Raw genomic sequence first — 25,518 nt, forward strand, 5'->3', positions numbered from 1 at the left:
GATAAGCAATGATACTTTCCCAAAAAGAAGAATATAGTTTGTTGTAAAAACTTAATGTTGTATGAGGTTTTGTTATGGCCAATGTATCACTGCGTAATGTTAATAAATCCTATGGGAATATCCACATCTCAAAAAATGTTAATTTAGAAATAAATGAAGGTGAGTTTGTTGTATTTGTCGGACCATCAGGCTGTGGTAAATCAACGTTATTAAGAATGATCGCCGGACTAGAAGATATTACTTCCGGTGATTTATATATTGGTGAAAAACGAATGAATGATGTTGAACCAGCCAAACGCGGTATCGGAATGGTTTTCCAATCCTATGCTTTATACCCGCATTTAAATGTGGCGGACAATATGTCTTTCGGTTTGAAACTGGCCGGTGTAAACAAGCAGGAACGTGAACAGCGGGTAAACCAAGTAGCGGAAGTGCTCCAACTTGCTCATTTATTAGACCGAAAACCCAAAGCGTTATCAGGCGGCCAACGTCAGCGGGTGGCAATTGGTAGAACGCTTGTTTCTCAACCTGAAGTGTTTCTGTTAGATGAACCTCTTTCAAACCTTGATGCAGGATTACGTGTACAAATGCGGGTTGAAATATCCAAATTACATAAAAAATTGGGTCGTACGATGATTTATGTTACTCACGATCAAGTTGAAGCGATGACTTTAGCGGATAAGATTGTTGTTTTACAGGCCTTAGGCAACAATCAGAACATACTTACCAATGTTGCACAAATAGGAAAACCGTTAGAACTTTATCACTATCCGGCAAATCGTTTTGTTGCAGGTTTCATCGGATCACCAAAAATGAATTTCTTACCGGTACGCGTAACGTCGGTCGAATCGGAACGGGTTCAAGTGGAATTACCCGATGCGAACCACCATAACTTTTGGGTACCCGTTGAAGGCAAGGATGTAAATGAAGGGGAAATGTTGTCTTTGGGTATCCGACCGGAGCATGTTATCCCTGTTTCACAAACAAAAGTTCGATTACATGGCATTGTTCAAGTTGTTGAATTATTAGGTCACGAAACGCAAATACACGTTGAAATACCGGAAATTCATCATCCTGTGTTTGTTTACCGCCAAAATGACATCGTCTTAGTTAATGAAGGGGATGAAATTGAAATTGGTATTGCGCCGGAACGCTGCCATTTATTTAAAGAGGACGGTACGGCTTGCAAACGTCTCTTTAAAGAAATAGGGGTATAAGATTTTATACGAATAAATAATGATGCTTTCCTTGACGACTATTTATCCTAAATTAACCAATAACAAAGAGAGATTGATTATGAATAATAAAAAAACACTACTAGCAACAGCCATTACCGGCATATCAATGGTTACATCCGCAAGTGCGGTTGATTTTCACGGTTATGCCCGTTCCGGCATCGGCTGGACATCAGGTGGAGGTGAACAAACCGCATTTACCGTTAATGGCGGTGGTTCCAAATATCGTTTAGGTAATGAAGCCGAAACCTACGCGGAATTTAAACTGGGACAAGAACTCTACAAAGAAGGGAATAAATCTTTCTATTTAGACTCTAACGTTGCCTATAGTGTCAATCAACAAGGCGATTGGGAGGATACAAGCCCTGCATTACGTGAAATCAACGTCCAATTTAAAAATTTCTCTGAATATTTCCCTAATGCCACATTATGGGCCGGTAAACGTTTCTACCAACGTCACGATGTACATATGAATGACTTCTACTACTGGGATATTTCCGGTCCGGGGGCAGGTGTTGAAAATATTGATTTAGGCTTTGGTAAATTATCCGTTGCCATCACTCGTAACACTGAACGCGATGGTGCTTACGGATGGGATTATAACCCTTTAACCAAAAAATGGGATTCTAGTCGGAAAAAAAATCAAAATGTTTATAACGATGTCTTTGATATTCGTTTAGCAGATTTAAAAGTAAGTAAAAACGGTCGTTTAGAAATAGGTTTCGATTACGGTAATTCCCATACCAAGAACCACGCGTCTCGTGAACAAGGAGCAAGCAAAAATGGTTATATGGTTACCTTAGAACATACCCAAGGCGAATTCTTTGGAGGTTTCAACAAATTTACCGCACAATACGCAACGGATTCAATGACATCTTGGAATAGCGGACATTCTCAGGGCGGCTTAGTCGATAATAAAGGCCATATGATTCGATTAATTAACCAAGGTGTTGTTGCCGCTAGCGATAAGATCGAATTGATGTATGCACTGATTTATGAAAAAACCGACCTAGATAACAAGAAAGGAAAAACTTGGTATTCGGCAGGGATACGCCCAATGTATAAATGGACGGATACGATGAGCTCATTAATAGAGGTTGGGTATGATCGCATTAAAAATCAAGCTACCGGTCAAAAAAATGACCTCACTAAGGTTACCTTAGCCCAACAATGGCAAGCCGGTTCAAGCATTTGGGCACGTCCGGCAATCCGTCTATTCGGTACTTACGCTCACTGGAATGATAAATTTAATACAGATGTCAGAACCGCTGCGGGTTACAAAGCGAAAGACAGTGAATTTATCGCCGGCGTTCAGTTTGAGGCTTGGTGGTAATACTTAAAATATAATACGGGGGACAATCATTCTTCCCCCTTCTTTCAAATATTATGAGGTTAATATGAAAAAAGCACTTTTTTCCACCGCACTTTTATTGGCTAATATGTTAGTTGTTTTGCCAAGCACTGCAACACCAAATCATATTAACTCCACAGTGTTATCACAATTAGATTGGCAAGATGTTTCCTTCTCCGAAACGTTAACAACCACGTTAAATACACAACAAAAAGAAGATTTTATTATTCCCTTTGCCGGAATAGAAAGCCCTGTTGCGGCATACCGAATCCCTGCAAACCAAGGAGCATTGGAAATTAATATTGCCAGCCCGGTTATAAAAGATCAGGTATTTGTACCCAGCGCTATTGTTTTAGATAGTCAATTTAAGATTGCTGCTAACTATTCTTCCTCTGATTTTAAATTTGAGGAAGAAAGAGGGTTTCAACCTAATCGTTTTGTCGCCAAGTTGAATTTAACCCCAACACCAAATCAGGATTACATTTATTTATTGGTTTACACTACAGCCAAGGATGTACAAAAAACAACACAAATACTCCATCCTGCTAAAAGTTTTGCTAAAGCCACAGGCAAACAACCTCCGGCAATTGCAGACATTGAAGTGAAACACAGTCTTTATGGCGAAATCAGCGTTAATGTAACCGCAGCCGGAGGGACACGCTTTATCGGTATTCCAACAGATATTTTCACCGGTAAGAAACCGAGTTCTGACCGAACAGTCGGTCAATCGATACAACAATTGACACAAAAAAATAAATCTGTTGTTGCCGTAGATACGGAAACAGAGGCTTATTTCAAGCAAGCCGTCACCAAGGCTTTAAAACAAAATGATGTAAATCGTGCATTAAATTTAGTTAACGAAGCGGAAAAATTAGGTTTAACATCACCACGAAAAATTTTTTTACAACAGGTTTCTACTAAATAATATTTGCTGCTTAATTTTGCCACCTTTAATAAGGTGGCTTTTTTTCGGGTTAATATTTTAGATACTTATACCATTAATCTAAAAATAATTAATCGTTTATTAAACCACCACCTTTTTAATTTGCTTTACTATATTACCAAAGTGAGGTCATTTTTTAGATAAATTATATTTTGATACAAGAAAATTAATCATAGCCCATTAATTGCAATAATTCTCTTGTGTAAACAATCGCCTCTTGACGATTTGACACACCGATTTTTTGATATAAATTGCGAATATGACTTTTGATCGTACTATTTGCTACTTGCAATTCATCTGAAATTTGCTCATTACTGTATCCCGAATAAATAAGCCCTAATACTTGCCATTCACGTTGTGTTAAAGGGCTAATTTTTAATAACTCAGGCACTTTAGGGTTCGAAATAAGATTATTGACAAATTGTTCATCAAAATGTGCAAACTTATGTCGATAGTATTGATTAATATTACGCAAAATAAATTGTGCTTTATGTGCAACTAATTCATCCAACATATTAGCCTGCAATAATTGGCGAATTTGCAGTGCCATACTTTCACCTTCAATTACAAAAATACTAATAAAATTTGTTTGACGGGTAAGTTGTAATGCCTGAATTAAATCTTGCTGTGCTTGTTCTTTTTTACCGCAGAGAAAATATAATCGATTACGCAAAACAAGCGCACGATTCAGATCACTTGTTAACTTTAATCGTGTAGCACTTTGAATGATTCGGTTTAATATTTTCTCCGCCTCAGGATATTTTTCTAATAAAATTAATGCTCTGGCAATATTTCTCCATTGTATTTGATTAAAGTGATTACTGTCGTTTATAGGTTGATGAGTTTGAGACAACCAAACTTCAGTAGATTTAATATCTCCTAACATCTGCCATAACACAATTTTGACCTGATTAGCGTTTGCATTCCAATCTTGATGATAATGATAGTTTTTTTGTAAAGCGATAATTTGCTTCAAAAGTCGGGAGGCATTATCCAAATCTCCACGTACAATTGATATTTTGCATAATAAAGCTAAACATTGCAGACGCTCCTCATCTTTATTTAGTACCTCAATTCCGGCATTTGCCATTGCTTCCGCCTTATCCAAATTATACCAATCCCATAAAATTTGACCTTTCAAGCGTAGTAAAAATTCATACATAGGAATTTTTTGTAAATGATGTTCTTTTACAAAAGTAGTGGCTTTATCCAAAATATCGTAACCGGCTTGAGTAAAACCTTGTGCAATAAAAATTTCTGACTGTTGTAATAACGCCCATAAGACATTGTGGGGCATATTATATTTCCATGCCATTTTTTCGACTTTTTGGAGTATTTCTAACGATTCACCGAGCCGACCATAGCAATGGTATGCCTCTCCAATAATTGATGTTGCAACAACTTTAGCATAATTAGCACTTAACGGTAGGCATTCCAGTGCTTTAGAGGCTAAAGACAGCGCCGTTTCTTCATCACCTTGGTTAATCGCAACCTGGGCTCGTAATACATCAAATTCAAATTGAATATCTTGGCTTAGTTGGACTTTTTGGTTCATAAGTACCCACTCGAAATGTTCCCAAATCACATTTACTTCAATATTACGGTGCTGACTTTGAGCTAACCAAGCTTTTAATAAAATTAAATGAGGAAATTGAATAAAACTTATGTCATCTAGATAATTAAGGTGTTGCTCAAGTAATTTTAACTCACCTTGATGAAACAATTTCCAACCTTGTTCCGATAAAATATTCAATAAAATACTACGATCATCTAGTTGAACGGCATGATACAGTGCTTCCGTTGTATAACCTAATTTCAGCCATGCCATTGCCGCTTTGCTATGAAGCTGATCCAATTCATCAAAAAGCTCGGATTGACGATAATGATTTAAAAATGAAGCAAATAACGGATGAAATCGCCACCAGTTATCCTCTCCTTCCATTTGTTGTAGAAAGAGCCCTTGTTTTTCAATTACTTCTAATCTATTTCGACTATTGAGTTCTCCTGTAACCTGCTGCACCAAGGTCTCATTCATCGAACGTAAAATCGAGCAGCGCAATATAAATAGTCTTGTATCATCATCAATCTGCACCAGCACTTCATAGTTAAGATAATCATTGATATGAAAATTATTAAGTTTGATTAAACGTTTAGCAGCATCCTCTATTGATATTTTTTTCTGTTTAGCCGATAAACTAATAAGTTGAAGTGCCGTCGGCCAGCCTTCAACTTCATCACAAAGTTCAATAATTTTCTGTGGGGTAATATCCTGTGCTAAACGTGATTGAAAAAACTCAATGCTTTCTTGATGATTAAAAGAAAGTTGATGGGCGGTAATTTCCAATACCTGCTCTTGAACATACAAACCCGCAATTCCAAGAGGAGGAACGGATCGGGAAACTAAAATCAATGTCATGCAAGGCGGTTGATGACGAATCCAATATCTTAATGCTTCGTGAATCTCTTCATTATCAATGATGTGATAATCATCAATAATTAAGTAAAAATGTTCTCTAGTTGTCGAAATTTGCGCAAGTTGTTGAGTAAAAAGCGTTTGTAAATTCTTGGGAATATTCAACAACTCATCTGTTTCCATTTCTACCTGTAAAGCACTTTGTAACGCCGCAAAAAAATAAGTAGCAAACCTCTCAGGTTGATTATCACTTTCATCTAAAGAATACCATCCTACATTTTTTCGTTGATTCGCCCATTGAGAAATTAACGTCGTTTTTCCATATCCGGCAGGCGCATGAATTAATATAAGAGGGTAATTACTTGATTTATCAAGGTATTGCAATAATGAGGTACGTGGTATACAGTTCTGTAAACGATAGTTACAAATTAATTTTGCAGGAATTAACATCTAACCTTTTCTCTCCAAATAATAAATTCAAAACCTAAAACTAAAAAATAAATAACAGGATAAACTACTTTACGATGCTTATGATGAACAAATTATAACAAAAAAACGCCATTTTTGTTTATTTAACCATGTTCTTTATCAGGTAAATAAGAGAAATTAGCAGCTAAATTTAGTATCAGGTTATTTTTCTAATCTAAGTTTTTTCCTTTAGAAATCCGTGTTAGATGAACATTTTTTATTAAATATTAGAAGAATATTGTTAAAGACAAGTTATATTTTGATTACATAATAATTAAGCAAATCCTAAAAAATCATACTGTTTCTGCTTTATGTAATTGTTATATAAAATCAAAAATTAGGAAAAATAAAATAGATTCAACGAAAAGTGCGGTCAAATTTGACCGCACTTTTTACATTAAAATTACCGCCACAATTTGAATTGATTAATCAATCCATTAGTCGAGCTATCATGGCTTGAAACAGTCTCATTATCTGTCAATTCGGGAAGAATACGATTAGCCAGTTGTTTACCTAACTCCACGCCCCATTGATCAAAGCTAAAGATATTAAAAATAACACCTTGAACAAAGATTTTATGTTCATACATCGCAATCAATGCCCCCAAAGTAAAAGGTGTGATTTTTTGAACCAAAATAGAGTTGGTCGGTTTATTACCGGTAAACACTTTAAAAGGTACAATCTCTTTTACTTCATCTAACGATTTACCTGCTTTCACAAATTCCGCTTCCACTTCCTCTTTTGTTTTGCCGAAAGCTAAGGCTTCTGTTTGAGCAAAAAAGTTGGAAAGTAATTTGTTATGATGATCCGATAATGGATTGTGTGTTTGTGCCGGTGCAATAAAATCGCAAGGAATTAAAGTTGTGCCTTGGTGAATTAATTGATAGAACGCATGTTGGCCATTCGTTCCCGGCTCCCCCCAAATGATTGGACCGGTTTGATAATCATTAATTGCATTGCCGTTACGATCTACATACTTACCGTTTGATTCCATATTACCCTGTTGGAAATAGGCTGCGAAACGGTGTAGGTATTGATCATAAGGTAAAATCGCTTCGGTTTGTGCGCCGAGGAAATTGGTGTTCCATAACCCCACTAATGCCAAGGTTGTCGGAATATTTTGTTCAATAGGTGCGTTTCGGAAATGTTTATCCATTTCGTGTGCGCCGGTTAGCAATTGCTCAAAATTATCAAAACCAATAGAAAGTGCGATAGATAAGCCGATAGCAGACCATAGTGAATAACGACCACCTACCCAATCCCAGAATTCAAACATATTGTTGGTATCAATACCAAAATCTGCCACCGCTTTCGCATTTGTGGAAAGTGCTGCGAAGTGTTTTGCCACGGCATTGCTGTCTTTAGCAGTAGCCAATAACCAATCACGCGCACTTTGGGCGTTAGTCATCGTTTCTTGTGTTGTAAAGGTTTTTGATGCTACTAAGAAAAGCGTAGTTTCCGGATTGACCTTTTTCAAGGTTTCCGCAATATGCGTGCCATCGACATTAGACACAAAGTGCATGGTTAAATGGTTTTTATACGGGCGTAATGCCTCTGTTACCATATAAGGTCCAAGATCCGATCCGCCGATACCGATATTCACTACATCAGTTATCGACTTTCCGGTATAACCTTTCCATTCGCCTGAAATAATATTTCTACAGAAATCTTTCATTTTTGCGAGAACCGCATTGACTTCCGGCATTACATCTTTACCATCAACCATCACCGCTGCATTAGAACGGTTACGAAGTACGGTGTGCAATACGGCACGATTTTCGGTGCGGTTAATTTTCTCACCGCTGAACATAGCTTCTTTTGCACTATCTAATGAGCATTCTTGAGCCAGTTGGCGAAGAAGAGAAAGTGTTTCTTTATTGATATTATTTTTAGAAAAATCTACTAAGATTTGCTCATTAAAAGTTAAAGAATAATCGTTAAAGCGATCTTTTTCCCTTTGGAACAAATCCTGAATGGTTAGGTTGGATAATTCGGCTTGATGACTTTTTAATGCTTTCCACGCATTTGTATTGGTTGGATTAATATTTTTCATAGTTTTTCCTTCTATTATTAATTTGAAATTTAATCGACATATTCCGTGATCACTCGCGGTGTTAATTTTGTAATCAATTCATAACTTAAAATACCGGTAAACTTCGCAACGGTTTCAATAGGCAACTCTTTTCCCCACAAAATGACTTCATCACCGACCTGATCTTGGCTGTTTATACCTAAATCGACAGTCAGCATATCCATTGATACACGCCCCACAATCGGCACAATTCGTCCATTTAAATATACCGGTGTATTTTCCGGCACATCTCGTGGATAACCGTCCCCATAACCAATCGCCACCACGCCGATTTTGGTATCTTTTGGACTTTTCCAAACACCGCCGTATCCTATCGGCTCACCTTTTTTATGATGACGCACGGCAATCAAAGAGGAGGTTAAATTCATCACCGGTGTTAAACCAAATTCTGCTCCCACCGTATCTGTTGGTGAAATACCATACATAATAATACCCGGACGAATCCAATCTAAATGAGATGCTTGCCAAAATAAGATTCCGCCGGATGCCGCAATACTGCGTTCACCCTGTTTATCCTGAATTGCGCTAAGGAAGCGATTGATTTGAAGGGAAGTATAATCGGACTCAAGTTCATCGGCACGACTGAAATGGCTAACAAACCCTAAGTGCGGTTGAATTTGCGGGAGTTTTTTAAGCGCTTGATAAAATTCATCGACTTCATCAAGGGCTACCCCTAATCGGTGCATACCGGTATCAATTTTAAGCCATACTTTAATTGGGCTTGGTACGGCGGCCCGTTTTAATGCGTCAAGCTGTTCCCGATTATGCACAACGGTTTCGATATTATTTACCGCAAGAACAGGGAGATCCTTTTCGTCAAAAAAACCTTCAAGCAACAAAATCGGTTTGATAATGCCATTTGAACGTAAAGCAAGGGCTTCTTCCAAGCGGGCAACGCCAAAACAATCGACATTTTTTTCTAATGTGGATGCCACAAACACAACGCCGTGTCCATAAGCATTGGCTTTTACCACGGCAATAATTTTACTGTTCGGGGCTTTTTGCTTAATCACATCTAAATTATGTTTTAATGCACGCGAACTAATCTTTGCTGTCGCCGGCTTTACGTTCATCTTATATCCTTAATAATCATCATGATATTCTCGTTGTTCGGCAAGATTATCAAAACGCGAGAATTGCCCGTTAAATTTTAAACGTACCCGACCAATCGGACCGTTACGCTGTTTGCCGATAATGATTTCGGCAACGCCTTTATCTTCAGAATTATCGTGATAAACTTCATCACGATAAATAAACATAATTAAGTCCGCATCCTGCTCAATAGAGCCGGATTCACGTAAATCGGAGTTTACCGGACGCTTATCGGCACGTTGTTCCAAGGTACGATTTAGCTGTGAAAGCGCAATGACCGGTACTTCCAGCTCTTTTGCCAATGCTTTTAATGAACGGGAAATTTCTGCAATCTCTAGAGTTCGGTTATCGGAAAATGCCGGTGCGCGCATAAGCTGTAAATAATCCACCATAATCAAACTCAGTCCGCCGTTTTCACGATAAACTCGGCGCGCACGAGAACGCAATTCCGTAGGTGTTAATCCGGAAGAATCATCAATGTAAAGATTATTTTTCTGTTTAAACATACCGAATACACTGCTGATTTTATTCCACTCAATTTCATCTAAACCTTGCCCGGTTCGAATTTTGGTTTGATCCACCCGTGCAAGTGAGGCAATCATACGCATCATAATTTGTTCTGCCGGCATCTCTAAACTAAATACCAACACGGGTTTATCGCTTGCCATTGCCGCATTTTCACAAAGATTCATCGCAAATGTGGTTTTCCCCATAGAAGGACGTGCGGCAACAATGATTAAATCCGAAGGCTGCAACCCTGCGGTTTTCCGATCGAGATCGGTAAAGCCTGTTGTTACGCCGGTTACACCGGAATGATTATCCAATTTACTTAGGGAATCAATGCGCTCGATCGTATTTTGCAATACGGTGATAACATTTTGCGGCCCTTCACTTGAAGTGCTACGTTTTTCTGCAATAGCAAATACTTCACGTTCGGCTTCATCTAAAATGAGTTTAATATCCTGCCCTTTTGGTGAATAACTGTTTTCCGCAATACGATTCCCGACAGAAATCAGCTCACGTAAAATCGCTTTTTCCCGCACGATATCCGCATAGGCTAAAATATTAATCGCATTCGGCGTATTGTTAGAAAGCTCGGCAAGATAAGCAAAACCGCCCACTTCTTCATTAATACCTTTATTTTTTAAGGCTTGATCCAAAGTGATCAAATCAATGGGCGATTGATTAAGTATTAAATCTTCCATAGCTTGAAAAATCGCACGATGGGCAAAGGTATAGAAATCATCGGCAATCACACGTTCGGCAATACCGTCCCAATATTGATTACTTAGCATAATCCCGCCTAATACGGCTTGTTCCGCTTCAAGAGAATGAGGAGGGATGCTGACTTGTGCAGTTTGTTTGTCGGAGGATTTAATTTGTGGTTGAGATGCCATAGAAACATTGAGATACAAAAAAACTGGCGTTTATGATACCGCAATTGGGAGGGAGATTTAAGAGAAAAGTGCGGTCGATTTTAAGATCATAAATTTAATCCATAAAAAAAGCCCCTGATCTCTCAGGGGGGTAAAAAGGAATTTATGAATAAAATCTCTAAAGTTTAGCTTTATCAAAAGGAACCTCGATAAAACACTGATGATTATATTTACATTCATTTACAAACTCAAGAAAAAAATTTACATTTTTTTGAATTTTGTGATTTCTATAATTACTTCAACCGCTTTTTCCATTCCTTCCAGCGAGATTAATTCATGTTTGCTATGGAAATTATACCCTCCGGTAAAAATGTTCGGGCAAGGCAAACCTCTCTCGGATAAAAATGCACCGTCGGTACCACCACGAATAGGTTTATGAATAGCCTTAATACCACAAAAATCCATCGCTTTTTCTGCAATAGTAATGGCTTGCGGCACTTTCTGAACGGCTTCATACATATTTTTGTAACTATCCTGAATCACACATTCAATCGGTTTTTTCAATCTTTTTTCTAGGTTAAATTTTGCCGTCCAATTTTCCACGAAGCGTTTACGTTGCTCAAAAGATTGCAGATCAAAATCACGTATCAAATAGTGTAGCTCCGCTTTTTCAATATCGCCTGAAAAATGATTCAAATGAAAAAATCCTTCTTTCCCACTCGTTTTCTCCGGCACGTCATCTTTTGAAAAACCTTGATGAAAATCACAAGCCAATGCCAACGCATTGATCATTTTTTCCTTTGCATAACCGGTGTGCATACTTCTTCCGGTAAAATAAATTTTTGCGGTTGCCGCATTAAAGTTTTCGTATTCCAGCTCGCCGACTTCTCCGCCATCAATAGTGTATGCCCAATCACAAGGAAAATCATCCATTGGAAAATATTGCATACCCAAACCGATTTCTTCATCCGGCGTAAAAGCGATTCGTAAATTGCAATGGGGTAAATTTTCTTTTTGAATTATCTCAAGTGCGGTCATAATTTCCGCTATTCCGGCTTTATTATCCGCACCGAGTAACGTATTGCCGTCCGTCACAATTAAGGTTTTGCCAATTAATTGGTGCATAAACGGATAATAAACCGGACTGATAAATTCTTCACCGATACCAAGCGCAATGTCTCCGCCCCGATAATTTTCAATCACTTCCGCTTTTACATTTTTGCCGCTACATTCGGGGAAGTATCCAAATGTGCAATAAAGCCGATAGTATGAGACAACTCGGTTCTGTTTGAAGGTAAATAAGCGGTTACGATGGCGTGCCTATCTACATTTACTTCTTGTAAACCCAATTCAATTAACTCTTTTTGCAGATATTGCGCCAACTTTATTTGTCCGGCGGAACTTGGGGAATGCTTCGCATTGGGTTTTGCTTGCGTATCAAAAGAAACATAATGCAAAAAGCGGTTCAACAAATTTTCTTTATAATTATTCATTTCCGTCACCTTGTATAACTTGCTTTTTTTACTTTAACTTGAATTTGGCAATAGATTCTTGATATATAACAAACATTCACTAATTAGCTGAAAATAAAGAAAACCATATAAAGTGCGGTCATTTTTCTTCTTACTTTTTTAAAGGGGAACTTTTTTCTTCCAATGGACATTAAATCCTTGGCATTATTGACAATTCGCTATATTATACCCACCTGTTTTATGTCGTTCCTGCATTCTTGCAGGTTTTTGTTTCTACTCAGTACCAAATCATTGGTGAAATTAGGGAGAAAACCAAAGCTAGTGGAAAATTCGGTTCAAAATAAGCCTATTATTGAGCTTCGTTCTATCAAAAAATCCTACGGTTCCAACACCATTATTAACGATTTTAATTTAACCATTAATAACGGTGAATTTGTTACGATTCTTGGCCCTTCCGGTTGTGGTAAAACCACGGTGTTACGCTTGTTGGCGGGTTTAGAAGAATTAGATTCAGGCCATATCATTTTAGATGGTGAAGACATCACCGATATACCGGCGGAAAAACGTCATATTAATACGGTCTTCCAAAGTTATGCCCTGTTTCCACATATGACCATTTTTGAAAACGTGGCTTTTGGTTTACGCATGCAGAAAGTGCCTGAGGCAGAAATTAAACCTCGTGTATTGGAAGCATTACGTATGGTGCAACTGGAAGAAATGGCAGATCGTAAACCGACGCAATTATCAGGCGGCCAACAACAACGTATCGCAATTGCCCGTGCAGTGGTAAATAAACCCAAAGTGTTGTTGCTGGATGAGTCTTTATCTGCATTGGACTACAAATTGCGTAAACAAATGCAATACGAGCTTAAAGTCTTGCAACGTCAATTAGGTATCACCTTTATTTTCGTAACTCACGATCAAGAAGAAGCGATCACGATGTCTGATCGAATCGTATTGTTACGTAAAGGAAAAATTGCACAAGACGGCTCTCCACGTGAAATTTATGAAGAACCTGCAAACTTGTTCGTAGCACGTTTTATCGGTGAGATTAATGTATTTGAAGCAACCGTGATCGAGCGTAAATCCGAAAATGTGGTTCTTGCCAATGTAGAAGGCCGCGTATGTGATATTTACACCGATATGGCTGTGGAAAAAGATCAAAAACTTCAGGTGCTACTTCGCCCTGAAGATATCGTGATCGAAGAGTTAGATGAAAACGAGCAGTCCAAAGCAATTATAGGTCATATCATTGATCGTACCTATAAAGGTATGACATTAGAATCAACGGTAGAATTTGATCACAATGGAATGCGTGTTTTGGTAAGCGAATTCTTCAATGAAGATGATCCGCATATGGATCACAGTGTAGGACAGCGTGTAGGCATTACATGGCATGAAGGTTGGGAGGTTGTACTCAACGATGAAGATAATCAATAATAAATTTCAAAAAATTACTGTTGCGATTATCTTCGGTTGGCTTATCTTCTTTGTGCTGATTCCAAATTTATTGGTTTTAGCCGTAAGTTTTTTAACCCGAGATGGTAGCAACTTTTATTCATTCCCGATTACGATTGAAAACTACGCCAATTTATTTAACCCGCTTTATGCGCAAGTGGTGTGGAATTCTTTATATATGTCGGGTATTGCCACCATTATTTGCTTGCTGATCGGCTACCCGTTCGCCTTTATGATGAGCAAAATAAACCCGAAATACCGACCGCTCTTATTGTTCCTTGTGGTTCTACCTTTCTGGACAAACTCGTTGATTCGTATTTACGGGCTAAAAGTGTTCCTTGGTGTAAAAGGGGTATTGAATACAATGCTGATGGATATGGGCATTTTGACTGAACCTATTCGTATTTTAAACACGGAAGTCGCAGTGATTATCGGTTTGGTTTACTTATTGTTGCCATTTATGATTCTGCCTCTTTATTCCGCAATTGAAAAATTAGACGGTCGCTTATTGGAAGCTGCAAAAGACTTAGGCGCAAATGCAATTCAGCGTTTCTTCCGAGTCATTCTGCCGCTCACAATGCCGGGTATTGTTGCAGGCTGTCTATTGGTATTGTTGCCTGCAATGGGAATGTTCTATGTCGCAGACTTACTTGGCGGTGCAAAAGTATTACTTGTGGGTAACGTTATTAAGAGTGAATTCTTAATTTCCCGTAACTGGCCGTTCGGTTCTGCAATTAGCATCGGCTTAACCATTTTAATGGCATTGTTAATTTTCGTTTACTATCGTGCTAATAAGCTATTGAATAAAAAAGTGGAGTTAGAATAATGAGCCGTTTACTACGTAATATCTTTATGTTTGTGGTATACGCTTATTTGTATATCCCAATTGTTATTTTAGTGACGAATTCCTTTAATGCCGATCGCTACGGGTTAAGTTGGAAAGGCTTTAGCTGGAACTGGTATGAACGTTTATTTAACAACGACACCCTAATCCAAGCAGCAATCCACTCTGTAACCATTGCGTTTTTTGCGGCAACCTTGGCCACAATAATCGGCGGCTTGACTGCTATTGCGCTTTATCGTTATCGTTTCCGCGGTAAACAAGCTGTAAGCGGAATGCTATTTATCGTAATGATGTCGCCGGATATCGTGATGGCGGTTTCTTTACTCGCACTATTTATGGTAGTAGGAATTTCATTAGGTTTCTGGTCGTTATTATTGGCACACGTTACTTTTTGTCTGCCTTATGTAACGGTAACCATCTTCTCGCGCTTGAACGGTTTTGATTCAAGAATGTTAGAAGCTGCAAAAGATTTGGGTGCAAGCGAATTAACCATTTTACGTAAAATTATTCTTCCGCTTGCTTTGCCGGCGGTCGTTTCAGGTTGGTTGCTAAGTTTTACCATTTCACTAGATGATGTTGTGGTTTCCTCTTTTGTAAGCGGTGTGAGTTACGAGATTTTACCGTTGCGTATCTTCTCCTTAGTGAAAACCGGTGTAACGCCTGAAGTGAATGCCCTTGCAACGATTATGATCGTTCTTTCACTGGCATTGGTGATTCTAAGCCAGTTAATCGCACGTAAAAATAATCACTAAGGGATATAAAAAGTTTCACAAACCCTTGAATATCAAATAGAATACGCCTTGACGCACAATCAAGGCGTTTTTTATGCCTGCCACTCGGCAGGTGGTTTTTTACGATACTCTTTACGGAGAACAAACAAAAATGAAAAAATTTGCAGGTTTAATTACCGCCGGTTTAGTGGCTGCAACGCTAACCGCTTGTAACGATAAAGAAAACAAGTCTGGAACCGCCAATGCGCCGGCTACTGCTAATGATACTGTGTATCTCTATACTTGGACGGAATACGTGCCGGACGGTCTTTTAGATGAATTTACGAAAGAAACCGGTATTAAAGTTATCGTTTCAAGTCTTGAATCAAATGAAACGATGTATGCAAAACTCAAAACCCAAGGCAAAGCCGGCGGTTACGATGTTATTGCTCCTTCTAACTACTTTGTGTCTAAAATGGCACGTGAAGGTATGTTAAAAGAACTTGATCACAGCAAATTACCTGTAATTAAAGAATTAGATCCTGATTGGCTAAATAAACCTTACGACAAAGGCAACAAATACTCATTGCCACAATTATTGGGGGCACCGGGTATTGCATTTAATACCGGAACTTACAAAGGTTCGGAATTTACCTCTTGGGGCGATTTGTGGAAACCTGAATTTGCGAACAAAGTTCAATTATTAGATGATGCCCGTGAAGTATTCAACATTGCGTTATTAAAAATCGGCCAAGATCCAAACACGCAAGATCCTGCGGTTATCAAACAAGCCTATGAGGAATTATTGAAATTACGTCCGAACGTACTTTCCTTTAATTCTGACAATCCGGCAAACTCTTTCATTTCAGGTGAAGTCGAATTAGGTCAATTATGGAATGGTTCCGTGCGTATTGCGAAGAAAGAAAAAGCACCATTAAATATGGTATTCCCGAAAGAAGGCCCGGTGCTTTGGGTTGATACGCTCGCAATCCCGGCAACCTCTAAAAACCCTGATGGTGCGCACAAACTTATCAACTATATGTTAGGTGCAAAAGCGGCAGAGAAACTAACTTTGGCTATCGGCTACCCGACGGCAAATCTTGAAGCCAAAAAGGTGTTGCCAAAAGAAATTACCGAAGATCCTTCAATCTACCCAACCACCGAAGTGTTAAAAAACAGCTACTGGCAAGATGACGTAGGTGATGCAATTCAATACTACGAACAATACTACCAAGAGTTAAAAGCGGCTAAATAATCCGATTTAACTCCAAATCATAAGAGCGGTCAAAAATACTTGTGATTTTGACCGCTCTTTATTCATTTAATCTTGTGGTAAACAAACGCTTTTATTGAGAAATTAATTCGTACCACCCACTGTAATTTCATCAATTTTCAACGCAGGTTGTCCCACGCCGACAGGTACGCTTTGCCCGTCTTTACCGCAAACGCCGATGCCTAAATCCAATTCGCTTTTATCGGCTACCATAGAAATCTTCTGCATCACTTCAATTCCGCTGCCAATCAATGTTGCGCCTTTTACCGGTTTGGTAATTTTCCCTTTTTCAATAAGATAAGCCTCTGAAGTTGAAAATACGAATTTACCGGAAGTAATATCTACCTGTCCGCCACCGAAGTGCGGTGCGTAAATACCACGATCTACCGAGTTAAGCAAATCATCAAAGTTACTTTGCCCTGCCAACATATAAGTATTTGTCATACGTGGCATTGGTAAATGGGCGTAGGATTCACGTCTGCCGTTACCTGTCGGTTTCACGCCCATAAGGCGGGCGTTCATCTTATCTTGCATATAACCTTGCAAAATACCGTCCTTAATTAATACATTACATTGGCTAGGCACGCCCTCATCATCAATAGTGAGAGAACCTCGGCGATGAGCAATAGTGCCATCATCAACAATAGTACAAAGTGGCGAAGTCACCAACTCGCCCACTTTACCGGTGAAAAGCGAGCTTTCCTTACGGTTAAAATCCCCCTCTAATCCATGCCCAACGGCCTCGTGCAATAATACCCCCGGCCAACCGGCTCCAAGTATAACGGGCATCAATCCCGCAGGTGCAGCAACAGCATTTAGATTGACTAAGGCTTGTCGAACGGCTTCTTTAGCGAAATTCACCGCTCGAATATCACCGTCAATAACTTCAAAAAACCAATCCAAACCAAAACGGCCGCCGGAACCGCAACTACCACGCTCGCGCTTGCCGTCTTCTTCCACCAACACTGAAATAGATAAACGCACAAGCGGACGAATATCCGCAGCTAAAGTTCCGTCCGTTGCCATAATCAGCACTTCTTCATAAACCGAACTTAACCCGGCAGAAACCCGGGTAACACGTTTATCCTCCGCACGAGCGGTACGATCAACCAGATGTAATAATTCTATTTTTTTCTCTTTAGAGAGACTTTCCAAAGGGTTAATCGCTGCATAGCGGCTAGTCGGAGTTATCTCATTGAATGCTTTCGGCACAATGATATTACCTTGTTGAGGCTGTGCAATTCCTTTTGCGGCATTGGCACATTGTTGTAGCGAAACAAGATTAATTTGATCCGAATAGGCAAAACCGGTTTTTTCACCGGACACCGCACGTACGCCTACCCCACGATCGATATGAAATCCCCCCTCTTTAATAATGCCGTCTTCCAACACCCAATTTTCGTCCTGACTAAGTTGAAAATATAAATCCGCATAATCGATGTTGCGATGCGACATTAAATCAAAAATATTGAGTAACTCTTTAGTAGATAAATTACTTGGGGTAAGTAAAGTATTTGAAACTTGATTTAACATTTGTTCTCCGAAATTATATCCAATATTTATCGAGGGTACTGTGCGTTAAGCTTTGCGTAACGCACCATTTCATCATTAACCCCTCTATATGGTTGCGTTACGGCTTCGCCTAACGGCACCCCACGATGATTTGCATAAGTGCTACATAATACCTAAATTTTTCGATATTTTATTGTAAGTGCATAAAACTGAAATAATATAATCCTGCTTTCATGCGAACCGAACGGAATGAAAAATATTATTTAAAATTATCCAATCCAAACCGGTATAAAGCGTTCCTTTTATAACCATACACTTCCGCTACGATTGCCGCCGCTTTTTTAAGCGGTAATTCTTGCGAAATTAATCTTAAGGCTTTAATGGCTTGCGGTGAAAATTCTTCCTCTTGCTGGGATTTTGCTTTTCCTTCCACAACCAACACCATTTCACCTTTTGTGCGGTTAGGATCTTCAACAAGCCATTCTCGTAAATTTTTAATCCTGTCGCCGTGGATCGTTTCCCAAGTTTTCGTGATTTCACGTGCCAATACCACGTACCGATCTTCACCGAGAACTTCTTGCATATCCGCAAGGGTCTCCAAAATTCGATGAGTCGATTCATAAAAAATCAACGTACGCTCTTCTTCCGCTACGTTTTCCAATTTATCTTTACGTGCCTTTGTCTTCGCCGGTAAAAATCCCTCGAAACAAAAGCGATCAGAAGCGATTCCTGAAGCACAAAGTGCGGTAATGGCGGCACAAGCCCCCGGCAAAGGCACGACATAAACGCCAGCCTCGCGACATCGGCGAACCAAATGAAAACCGGGATCACTAATTAAAGGCGTGCCCGCATCGGAAATCAAGGCGATATTTATCCCCTGTTTAAGTTTTTCGACCAAAATATGGGCTTTTTCTTGTTCATTATGATCATGTAAAGCAAAAAACGGCTTTTTGATTCCATAGTGACTTAATAATAAACCGCTATGCCGCGTGTCTTCCGCCGCAATTAAATCCACTTGTGAAAAGGTATCCAAAGCCCGTTGGGTAATATCTTGCAAATTGCCGATGGGGGTCGCTACGATATATAAAATTCCGGTTAAATCATTCATTTTTGTTTGCTTTTAAGATTCGAGATAAGTAAGATCGCCCTCATTATTGACTCATTCATAACGGAGCAAAAGCGAATATGTCTATTCTATTACAAGGCAGCCGTTTTAAAAAACGTTTAATGCCGATTTTGTTATCTGTAGCATTAGCCGGTTGTTCAAATTTATTTGGTAGCAGCTTCACTGAAACCTTACAACGTGATGCCAATGCCAGTTCTGAATTTTATATGAATAAATTAGAACAAACCCAAAATACAGAAGACAGAGAAACCTATAAATTGCTTGCCGCACGAGCATTCATTTCAGAAAATAAAGTAGCGCAATCCGAAGCGATTTTATCGGAACTCGGGGAATTAAACGATGCGCAAAAACTTGACCGCACTTTAATTGAAGCCCGTCTTTCGGCAGCCAAAGGGGCAAATGAAGTAGCCCAAAGCCAATTACGCTTAATTGATTTGAATAAGCTCAGCCCGTCACAAAAGGCACGCTATTATGAGACACAGGCAATCGTGGCGGAAAATCGTAAAGATGTGATTGGAGCTGTAAAAGCGCGTATCAAAATGGATAAAAATCTTACCGATGTGCAACGCCGTCAAGAAAACGTAGATAAAAGCTGGGCATTATTACGTTCGGCAAATACCGGTGTCATCAATAATACATCGGATGAAGGTGATGCGGCATTAGGCGGTTGGCTCACCTTAATCAAAGCATATAATGATAATATCCGCCAGCCTGTACAACTAAGCCAAGCATTACAAAATTGGAAAGTTGCCTATCCAAATCACGCTGCGGCGACTCTTTTTCCAAAGGAATTACAAAGTTTATTAAATTTCCAACAAACCAATTTAGCTCAAATCGGTTTGGTATTACCGGTTAGCGGGGACGGTCAAATTTTAGGGAATACGATTCTCTCCGGTTTTAATGATGCCAAAGGCAACTCATCTATTCCGGTGCAGATTTTTGACTCTTCCACACATTCTATTGATGAGATTATTGCACAAGCGAAACAATCGGGGATCAAAGCACTGGTGGGGCCGCTACTTAAGCAAAATGTGGATGCCGTCATCGCCAATCCTGCTTCCGTACAAGGCATTGATGTATTAGCGCTAAATGCAACACCAAATGCACGTGCAATTAATCAAATGTGTTACTACGGCTTATCACCGGAAGATGAAGCGGAATCCGCAGCAAACAAAATGTGGAATGACGGCGTGCGTAACCCTGTCGTGGCAATGCCGCAAAGTGAATTAGGTCAGCGTGTCGGTAATGCTTTTAATGTTCGTTGGCAGCAATTAGCTTCAAGAGATGCAAACATCCGTTATTATAATTTAGCGGCAGATGTGCCTTATTTCTTCCAAGAAAACGGTGCAAATTCAACCGCACTTTATGTGGTCGCCAACCCTGATGAATTAGCCGAAATAAAAGGTTATCTTGCTAACAGTACGTCAAATGTAAAAATCTATGCAAGCTCACGTTCTAATGCGGCGAGCAATTCAGCCGAATATATTGCACAAATGAACGGTGTACAATTTAGTGATATTCCCTTCTTTAAAGAATCCACCTCCGAACAATATCAAAAAGTAGCAGGTTCAACCGGTGGCGAATATCAATTAATGCGTTTATATGCAATGGGTGCTGATGCGTGGTTATTAATCAATCATTTCAATGAATTACGCCAAGTTCCGGGGTATCAATTAAGCGGTTTAACCGGTGTATTAAGTGCAGGGCCGAACTGTAATGTAGAACGGGATATGACGTGGTTCCAATATCAAGATGGTAACATCGTCCCTATCAGCAACTAATATGTTTTCTTTAAAACGTCAACAAGGCGCGGGCTTTGAGCATCAGGCTCGCCTTTTTTTGGAGTCAAAAGGCTTGCGTTTTATTGCGGCAAATCAAAATTTCAAATGTGGCGAACTTGATCTTGTTATGCAAGACAACCAAACCATTGTATTTGTAGAAGTTCGCCAACGTTCTCATTCAAGTTTCGGATCTGCAGTGGATAGCGTAGATTGGCGAAAGCAGCAAAAATGGCTTGATGCAGCCAATCTTTGGCTTGCCGAACGCGATCTGAGTTTAGAAGATGCAGATTGTCGTTTTGATCTCATTGCTTTCGGCAAAAATGCACAAGATATCCAATGGATTCCTAATTTTCTTGATTAATTTTACTTTCAACTATGTTACAAAACGTTAAAGATATTTACAGCGAAAGCATTCAAATCCAAATTTCCGCTTCCAGTTTACTCACAGAAAATATTGCCAATGCCAGCCAAAAAGTCATTCAATGCTTACTCGGGGGCAATAAAGTGATTGCTTGCGGCATTAAACGTTCTTATGCGAACGCACAATTCTTAGTATCCAATTTACTTAATCGCTATGATATTGAACGTCCGAGCTTTCCTTCCGTGTTATTAAGTCTAGAAAGTGCGGTCGGATCTTCATTAGTTTTTGATCATTTAGCGGAAAATCTTTATCTGCATCAATTTAATGCTATTGCCAAACCGGGCGATTTACTCCTCGCCTTTGCCCCGCTCGGCTCAGAAAAAGCCGTGCTAAACACGATTGCCAATGCGGTAAGTAAAGAAATCGGCGTCATTGTTCTAACCGGTTCAAATAATGATACGATTCAGGGATTATTGGCAGAAAATGATCTCGAAATTTCCATTCCAACTAATAAAGAAAGCCGTATTTTAGAAAATCATTTATTTGTGATTAATGCGATTTGCGAACTCATTGATCAGACTCTATTTCCAAGAGCTTGACAGAATGCCGATTCACCGCCAAACTATTTTGCAAATTCTTTGACTAAGTGACTAATTCATTTACATAAAGGAGATGACGATGAAATTAACCCCATTCAAAAAACTGGCATTTGTATTAGGCACTACGATTATGTTGCAAGGCTGTGTTGCCGCTGTACTTGGCGGTGCGGCAGCCGGCACTAAAGTGGCAACAGACCCTCGCACAATGGGTACGCAACTAGATGATGAAACCCTTGAAATAAAAGTAGAAAATGCCGTTGATAAAGATGAACAAATTGATGCCGAAGGTCGAGTAAATGCGGTTTCTTACAGCGGACGCATATTATTAATCGGTCAAGTTCCAAGTGAAAGCGCGAAAGAGACCGCAACCGCTCTGGCAAAAGGTGTGGAAGGCGTTGTTGATGTTTACAATGAATTACGCACAGGTGCAAAAATCTCTATCGGTCAAATTACTAAAGACAGTTGGATCACGACACAAGTGAAATCCAAAATGCTGATTGATGATCGTGTAAAAACTACTGATGTGAAAGTTATCACTGAAAACGGTGAAGTCTTTTTATTAGGCAACGTTACCCAATCGCAAGCTGATGCGGCGGCAGACATCGCCAGCAGAATTAGTGGGGTACAGAAAGTAGTTAAAGTATTCAAATATTTGAATTAATTTTTTCTAAAACCAGCGATTTTACCTATCAAAGTGCGGTTGAAAATCTCTTGGTATTATATATCAGTCTCACAAAGAGAATTTTATATTCAATATTTTAAGGTAGGGTGTGTTAGCCACAGGCGTAACGCACCTTTTTGTTGTCAATAAATTTCATTTTGGTGCATTACGGCTTCGCCTAACGCCACCCTACGATGATTTGTGCAACTGCTACATAATACCGAAAAAATCTCCTGTATTTTCGACCGCACTTTTTGCATTTTTTCAAGCAAAAAATTCATAAATTTACAATTTTCTAAAAAGTATTTGTTTTTAAATAACTTACCTTTTGTCAATAATTCAAGGAAAAAATTTATCACTTGATCAGGTCAGAAAAACACATTATCTTGTGTGTCATTCTTTTCCAAACACAATATCTTGTGTTTAAACTTTATCCTAACAACAAGGCTACGGACTATGAATAAAAGCTTAATGGTAACCAAGCGTGACGGCACGCAAGAACAAATCAACCTCGATAAAATTCATCGTGTAATTACTTGGGCGGCAGAAGGATTGGATAACGTTTCCGTTTCACAAGTAGAATTACGTTCACATATTCAATTTTATGAAGGTATTCGAACTTCCGATATTCACGAAACGATCATTAAAGCCGCAGCGGATTTGATCAGTAAAGATTCACCGGATTATCAGTATCTTGCCGCCCGTTTGGCGATTTTCCATTTGCGTAAAAAAGCCTATGGTCATTTTGATCCGCCTCGTTTATATGATCACGTGAAAAAGCTCGTGCGTATGGGAAAATACGATCACGCACTTTTAGACGATTACACTCGAGAAGAATGGGATGAAATGGACGGTTTTATTGATCACTGGCGTGATATGACGTTCTCTTATGCCGCCGTGAAACAACTCGAAGGGAAATACCTCGTCCAAAACCGTGTAACGGGCGAAATCTATGAGTCTGCACAATTTCTCTATTTATTAGTCGCAGCAAGCTTATTCTCAAAATATCCGGCTGAAACCCGTTTAGATTACGTAAAACGCTTTTATGATGCCACTTCCACCTTTAAAATTTCGCTTCCAACGCCAATTATGGCGGGCGTTCGCACCCCTACCCGTCAATTCAGCTCTTGTGTATTAATCGAGTGTGGCGATAGCTTAGATTCTATCAATGCGACGGCTTCGGCAATTGTGAAATATGTCTCACAACGGGCGGGAATCGGTATCAATGCCGGTGCTATTCGTGCCTTAGGCAGTGAAATCCGTGGCGGAGAAGCTTTCCATACCGGCTGCATTCCGTTCTACAAATACTTCCAAACGGCAGTAAAATCTTGTTCACAAGGCGGTGTGCGCGGTGGTGCGGCAACGGTTTATTATCCGTTATGGCATTTAGAATCCGAAAGCCTACTTGTATTGAAAAACAATCGTGGTGTGGAGGACAACCGCGTTCGCCATATGGATTATGGGGTACAATTAAATAAATTAATGTATCAACGCTTAATTAAAGGCGGAGATATTACCTTATTCAGCCCATCAGACGTACCGGGACTTTATGAAGCATTCTTTGCGGATCAAAACAAATTTGAAGAACTTTACATAAAATACGAACAAGATCCGAACATTCGCAAGCGCAGCGTAAAAGCGGTGGAGCTTTTCTCATTGTTAATGCAAGAACGTGCTTCAACAGGTCGTATTTATATTCAAAACGTAGATCACTGTAACACACATTCTCCGTTCGATCCGATGGTCGCACCGATTCGTCAATCTAACTTATGTTTAGAAATCGCCTTACCGACCAAGCCATTAACCCATATTCACGATGAAAACGGTGAAATCGCGCTTTGTACGCTTTCGGCGTTCAACTTAGGCAAAATTGAAAATCTTGATGAATTGGAAGAACTATCAGATCTTGCAGTACGTGCATTAGATGCGCTTTTAGATTACCAAGACTACCCTATTCTTGCCGCTAAACGTAGTTCGCTCGCCCGCCGCTCATTAGGTATTGGTGTGATTAACTATGCCTACTATTTAGCAAAACATGGCGTGCGTTATTCCGATGGCAGTGCAAACGATTTAACTCACCGCACTTTTGAAGCAATTCAGTACTATCTATTGAAAGCCTCAATGAATTTGGCGAAAGAACAGGGAGCATGTGAATACTTCAATCAAACTACCTATGCTCAGGGTATCTTACCAATTGATACCTATAAAAAAGATATTGATGGGCTCACACAAGAACCTTTGCATTATGATTGGGAAACCTTACGTAAAGACATTCAAGAGTTCGGCTTACGTAACTCAACCCTTACCGCATTAATGCCGTCAGAAACTTCCTCACAGATTTCTAACGCTACAAACGGCATTGAACCACCACGTGGTCATGTTAGCGTGAAAGCTTCTAAAGACGGCATCTTAAAACAAGTGGTACCGGAATATGAAAACTTGAGTGATAGCTACGAATTACTTTGGGATATTCCAAACAATGACGGTTACTTACACTTAGTAGGCATTATGCAAAAATTCGTGGATCAAGCCATTTCAGCCAACACCAACTATGATCCGAAACGTTTTGAAGACGGTAAAGTACCGATGAAAGTGTTGCTGAAAGATTTATTAACCGCTTACAAATACGGCTTAAAAACCCTTTACTATCAAAACACCCGTGACGGAGCAGAAGACGCCCAAGAAGATCTTGATGACGGCTGTGCCGGTGGGGCTTGTAAGATTTAAAAAATTTACGTTTTTATCTTCGGA

18 protein-coding genes and 1 pseudogene are annotated in these 25,518 nt (G+C 39.4%); 12 read left to right on the forward strand and 7 right to left on the reverse strand.

Annotated elements, in window-relative coordinates; all coding sequences use genetic code 11:
- Window positions 1-74 precede the first annotated feature (74 nt).
- The 3 genes from malK to malM all read left to right on the forward strand — a co-directional run bounded on the left by malK (window position 75) and on the right by malM (window position 3,511).
- Window positions 75-1,217 carry a maltose/maltodextrin ABC transporter ATP-binding protein MalK gene (malK, locus tag HEMROJRC1_RS01140; RefSeq protein WP_226691240.1) on the forward strand — a complete coding sequence of 381 codons (1,143 nt, stop codon included), beginning with the start codon at window positions 75-77 and terminating at the stop codon, window positions 1,215-1,217.
- Between the two features lie 79 nt (window positions 1,218-1,296).
- Window positions 1,297-2,568: a maltoporin gene (locus HEMROJRC1_RS01145; RefSeq protein WP_226691241.1), complete on the forward strand. Its 1,272-nt coding sequence runs from the start codon at window positions 1,297-1,299 to the stop codon at window positions 2,566-2,568.
- Between the two features lie 64 nt (window positions 2,569-2,632).
- Window positions 2,633-3,511, forward strand: coding sequence for a maltose operon protein MalM (gene malM / locus HEMROJRC1_RS01150; RefSeq protein ID WP_226691242.1), 879 nt, complete (start codon window positions 2,633-2,635; stop codon window positions 3,509-3,511).
- Window positions 3,512-3,695: 184 nt separating this feature from the next.
- On the opposite strand, the gene malT is transcribed toward malM, so the two are convergent.
- From malT to pepT, 5 genes and pseudogenes are all read right to left on the reverse strand, one after another.
- The gene (gene malT, locus HEMROJRC1_RS01155; RefSeq protein ID WP_226691243.1) at window positions 3,696-6,392 is read right to left on the reverse strand and encodes an HTH-type transcriptional regulator MalT; all 2,697 of its coding nucleotides are present in this window, start codon (window positions 6,390-6,392) and stop codon (window positions 3,696-3,698) included.
- 421 nt (window positions 6,393-6,813) lie between these two features.
- Entirely contained in the window at window positions 6,814-8,463 is a 1,650-nt protein-coding gene (pgi, locus tag HEMROJRC1_RS01160) for a glucose-6-phosphate isomerase (protein ID WP_226691244.1), read from the reverse strand.
- Between the two features lie 29 nt (window positions 8,464-8,492).
- Complete coding sequence (alr, locus tag HEMROJRC1_RS01165) at window positions 8,493-9,575, reverse strand: alanine racemase (protein WP_226691245.1); 1,083 nt, start codon at window positions 9,573-9,575, stop codon at window positions 8,493-8,495.
- A gap of 9 nt (window positions 9,576-9,584) precedes the next feature.
- Window positions 9,585-10,991, reverse strand: coding sequence for a replicative DNA helicase (locus tag HEMROJRC1_RS01170; RefSeq protein ID WP_226691246.1), 1,407 nt, complete (start codon window positions 10,989-10,991; stop codon window positions 9,585-9,587).
- 240 nt (window positions 10,992-11,231) lie between these two features.
- A pseudogene (gene pepT, locus HEMROJRC1_RS01175) lies at window positions 11,232-12,463 on the reverse strand (peptidase T).
- A 300-nt stretch (window positions 12,464-12,763) separates the two neighbouring features.
- Here pepT and potA point away from each other — a divergent pair.
- The 4 genes from potA to HEMROJRC1_RS01195 all read left to right on the forward strand — a co-directional run bounded on the left by potA (window position 12,764) and on the right by HEMROJRC1_RS01195 (window position 16,709).
- Window positions 12,764-13,882, forward strand: a complete 1,119-nt coding sequence (gene potA, locus HEMROJRC1_RS01180) for a spermidine/putrescine ABC transporter ATP-binding protein PotA (protein ID WP_226691247.1) — start codon at window positions 12,764-12,766, stop codon at window positions 13,880-13,882.
- On the forward strand, window positions 13,866-14,726 hold the full coding sequence (gene potB / locus HEMROJRC1_RS01185; protein WP_226691248.1) for a spermidine/putrescine ABC transporter permease PotB: 861 nt from the start codon (window positions 13,866-13,868) through the stop codon (window positions 14,724-14,726). The genes potA and potB overlap by 17 nt, the downstream gene beginning before the upstream one ends.
- A complete protein-coding gene (potC, locus tag HEMROJRC1_RS01190; RefSeq protein WP_226691249.1) occupies window positions 14,726-15,496 on the forward strand; it encodes a spermidine/putrescine ABC transporter permease PotC in 771 nt (256 codons plus the stop codon). The genes potB and potC overlap by 1 nt, the downstream gene beginning before the upstream one ends.
- Window positions 15,497-15,626: 130 nt before the next feature.
- Window positions 15,627-16,709, forward strand: a complete 1,083-nt coding sequence (locus HEMROJRC1_RS01195; RefSeq protein WP_226691250.1) for an extracellular solute-binding protein — start codon at window positions 15,627-15,629, stop codon at window positions 16,707-16,709.
- Window positions 16,710-16,811: 102 nt separating this feature from the next.
- On the opposite strand, the gene tldD is transcribed toward HEMROJRC1_RS01195, so the two are convergent.
- Together tldD and rsmI are read right to left on the reverse strand one after the other, a co-directional pair.
- A complete protein-coding gene (tldD, locus tag HEMROJRC1_RS01200; RefSeq protein WP_226691251.1) occupies window positions 16,812-18,260 on the reverse strand; it encodes a metalloprotease TldD in 1,449 nt (482 codons plus the stop codon).
- A gap of 238 nt (window positions 18,261-18,498) precedes the next feature.
- Window positions 18,499-19,347, reverse strand: coding sequence for a 16S rRNA (cytidine(1402)-2'-O)-methyltransferase (rsmI, locus tag HEMROJRC1_RS01205; protein ID WP_226691252.1), 849 nt, complete (start codon window positions 19,345-19,347; stop codon window positions 18,499-18,501).
- 77 nt (window positions 19,348-19,424) lie between these two features.
- Between rsmI and HEMROJRC1_RS01210 the strand changes: the two genes are divergently transcribed.
- The 5 genes from HEMROJRC1_RS01210 to nrdA all read left to right on the forward strand — a co-directional run bounded on the left by HEMROJRC1_RS01210 (window position 19,425) and on the right by nrdA (window position 25,494).
- A complete protein-coding gene (locus HEMROJRC1_RS01210; protein WP_226691253.1) occupies window positions 19,425-21,146 on the forward strand; it encodes a penicillin-binding protein activator in 1,722 nt (573 codons plus the stop codon).
- Between the two features lies 1 nt (window position 21,147).
- Complete coding sequence (locus tag HEMROJRC1_RS01215) at window positions 21,148-21,507, forward strand: YraN family protein (protein WP_226691254.1); 360 nt, start codon at window positions 21,148-21,150, stop codon at window positions 21,505-21,507.
- Window positions 21,508-21,521: 14 nt separating this feature from the next.
- Window positions 21,522-22,106: an SIS domain-containing protein gene (locus HEMROJRC1_RS01220; RefSeq protein WP_226691255.1), complete on the forward strand. Its 585-nt coding sequence runs from the start codon at window positions 21,522-21,524 to the stop codon at window positions 22,104-22,106.
- 79 nt (window positions 22,107-22,185) lie between these two features.
- Window positions 22,186-22,767, forward strand: a complete 582-nt coding sequence (gene dolP / locus HEMROJRC1_RS01225; RefSeq protein ID WP_226691256.1) for a division/outer membrane stress-associated lipid-binding lipoprotein — start codon at window positions 22,186-22,188, stop codon at window positions 22,765-22,767.
- A 456-nt stretch (window positions 22,768-23,223) separates the two neighbouring features.
- A complete protein-coding gene (nrdA, locus tag HEMROJRC1_RS01230; RefSeq protein WP_226691257.1) occupies window positions 23,224-25,494 on the forward strand; it encodes a class 1a ribonucleoside-diphosphate reductase subunit alpha in 2,271 nt (756 codons plus the stop codon).
- The last annotated feature ends 24 nt before the right edge of the window (window positions 25,495-25,518 follow it).

Origin of the sequence: Rodentibacter sp. JRC1, assembly GCF_020521555.1 — a bacterium.
In the GTDB taxonomy this organism is placed as follows: Bacteria; Pseudomonadota; Gammaproteobacteria; order Enterobacterales; family Pasteurellaceae; genus Rodentibacter; species Rodentibacter abscessus.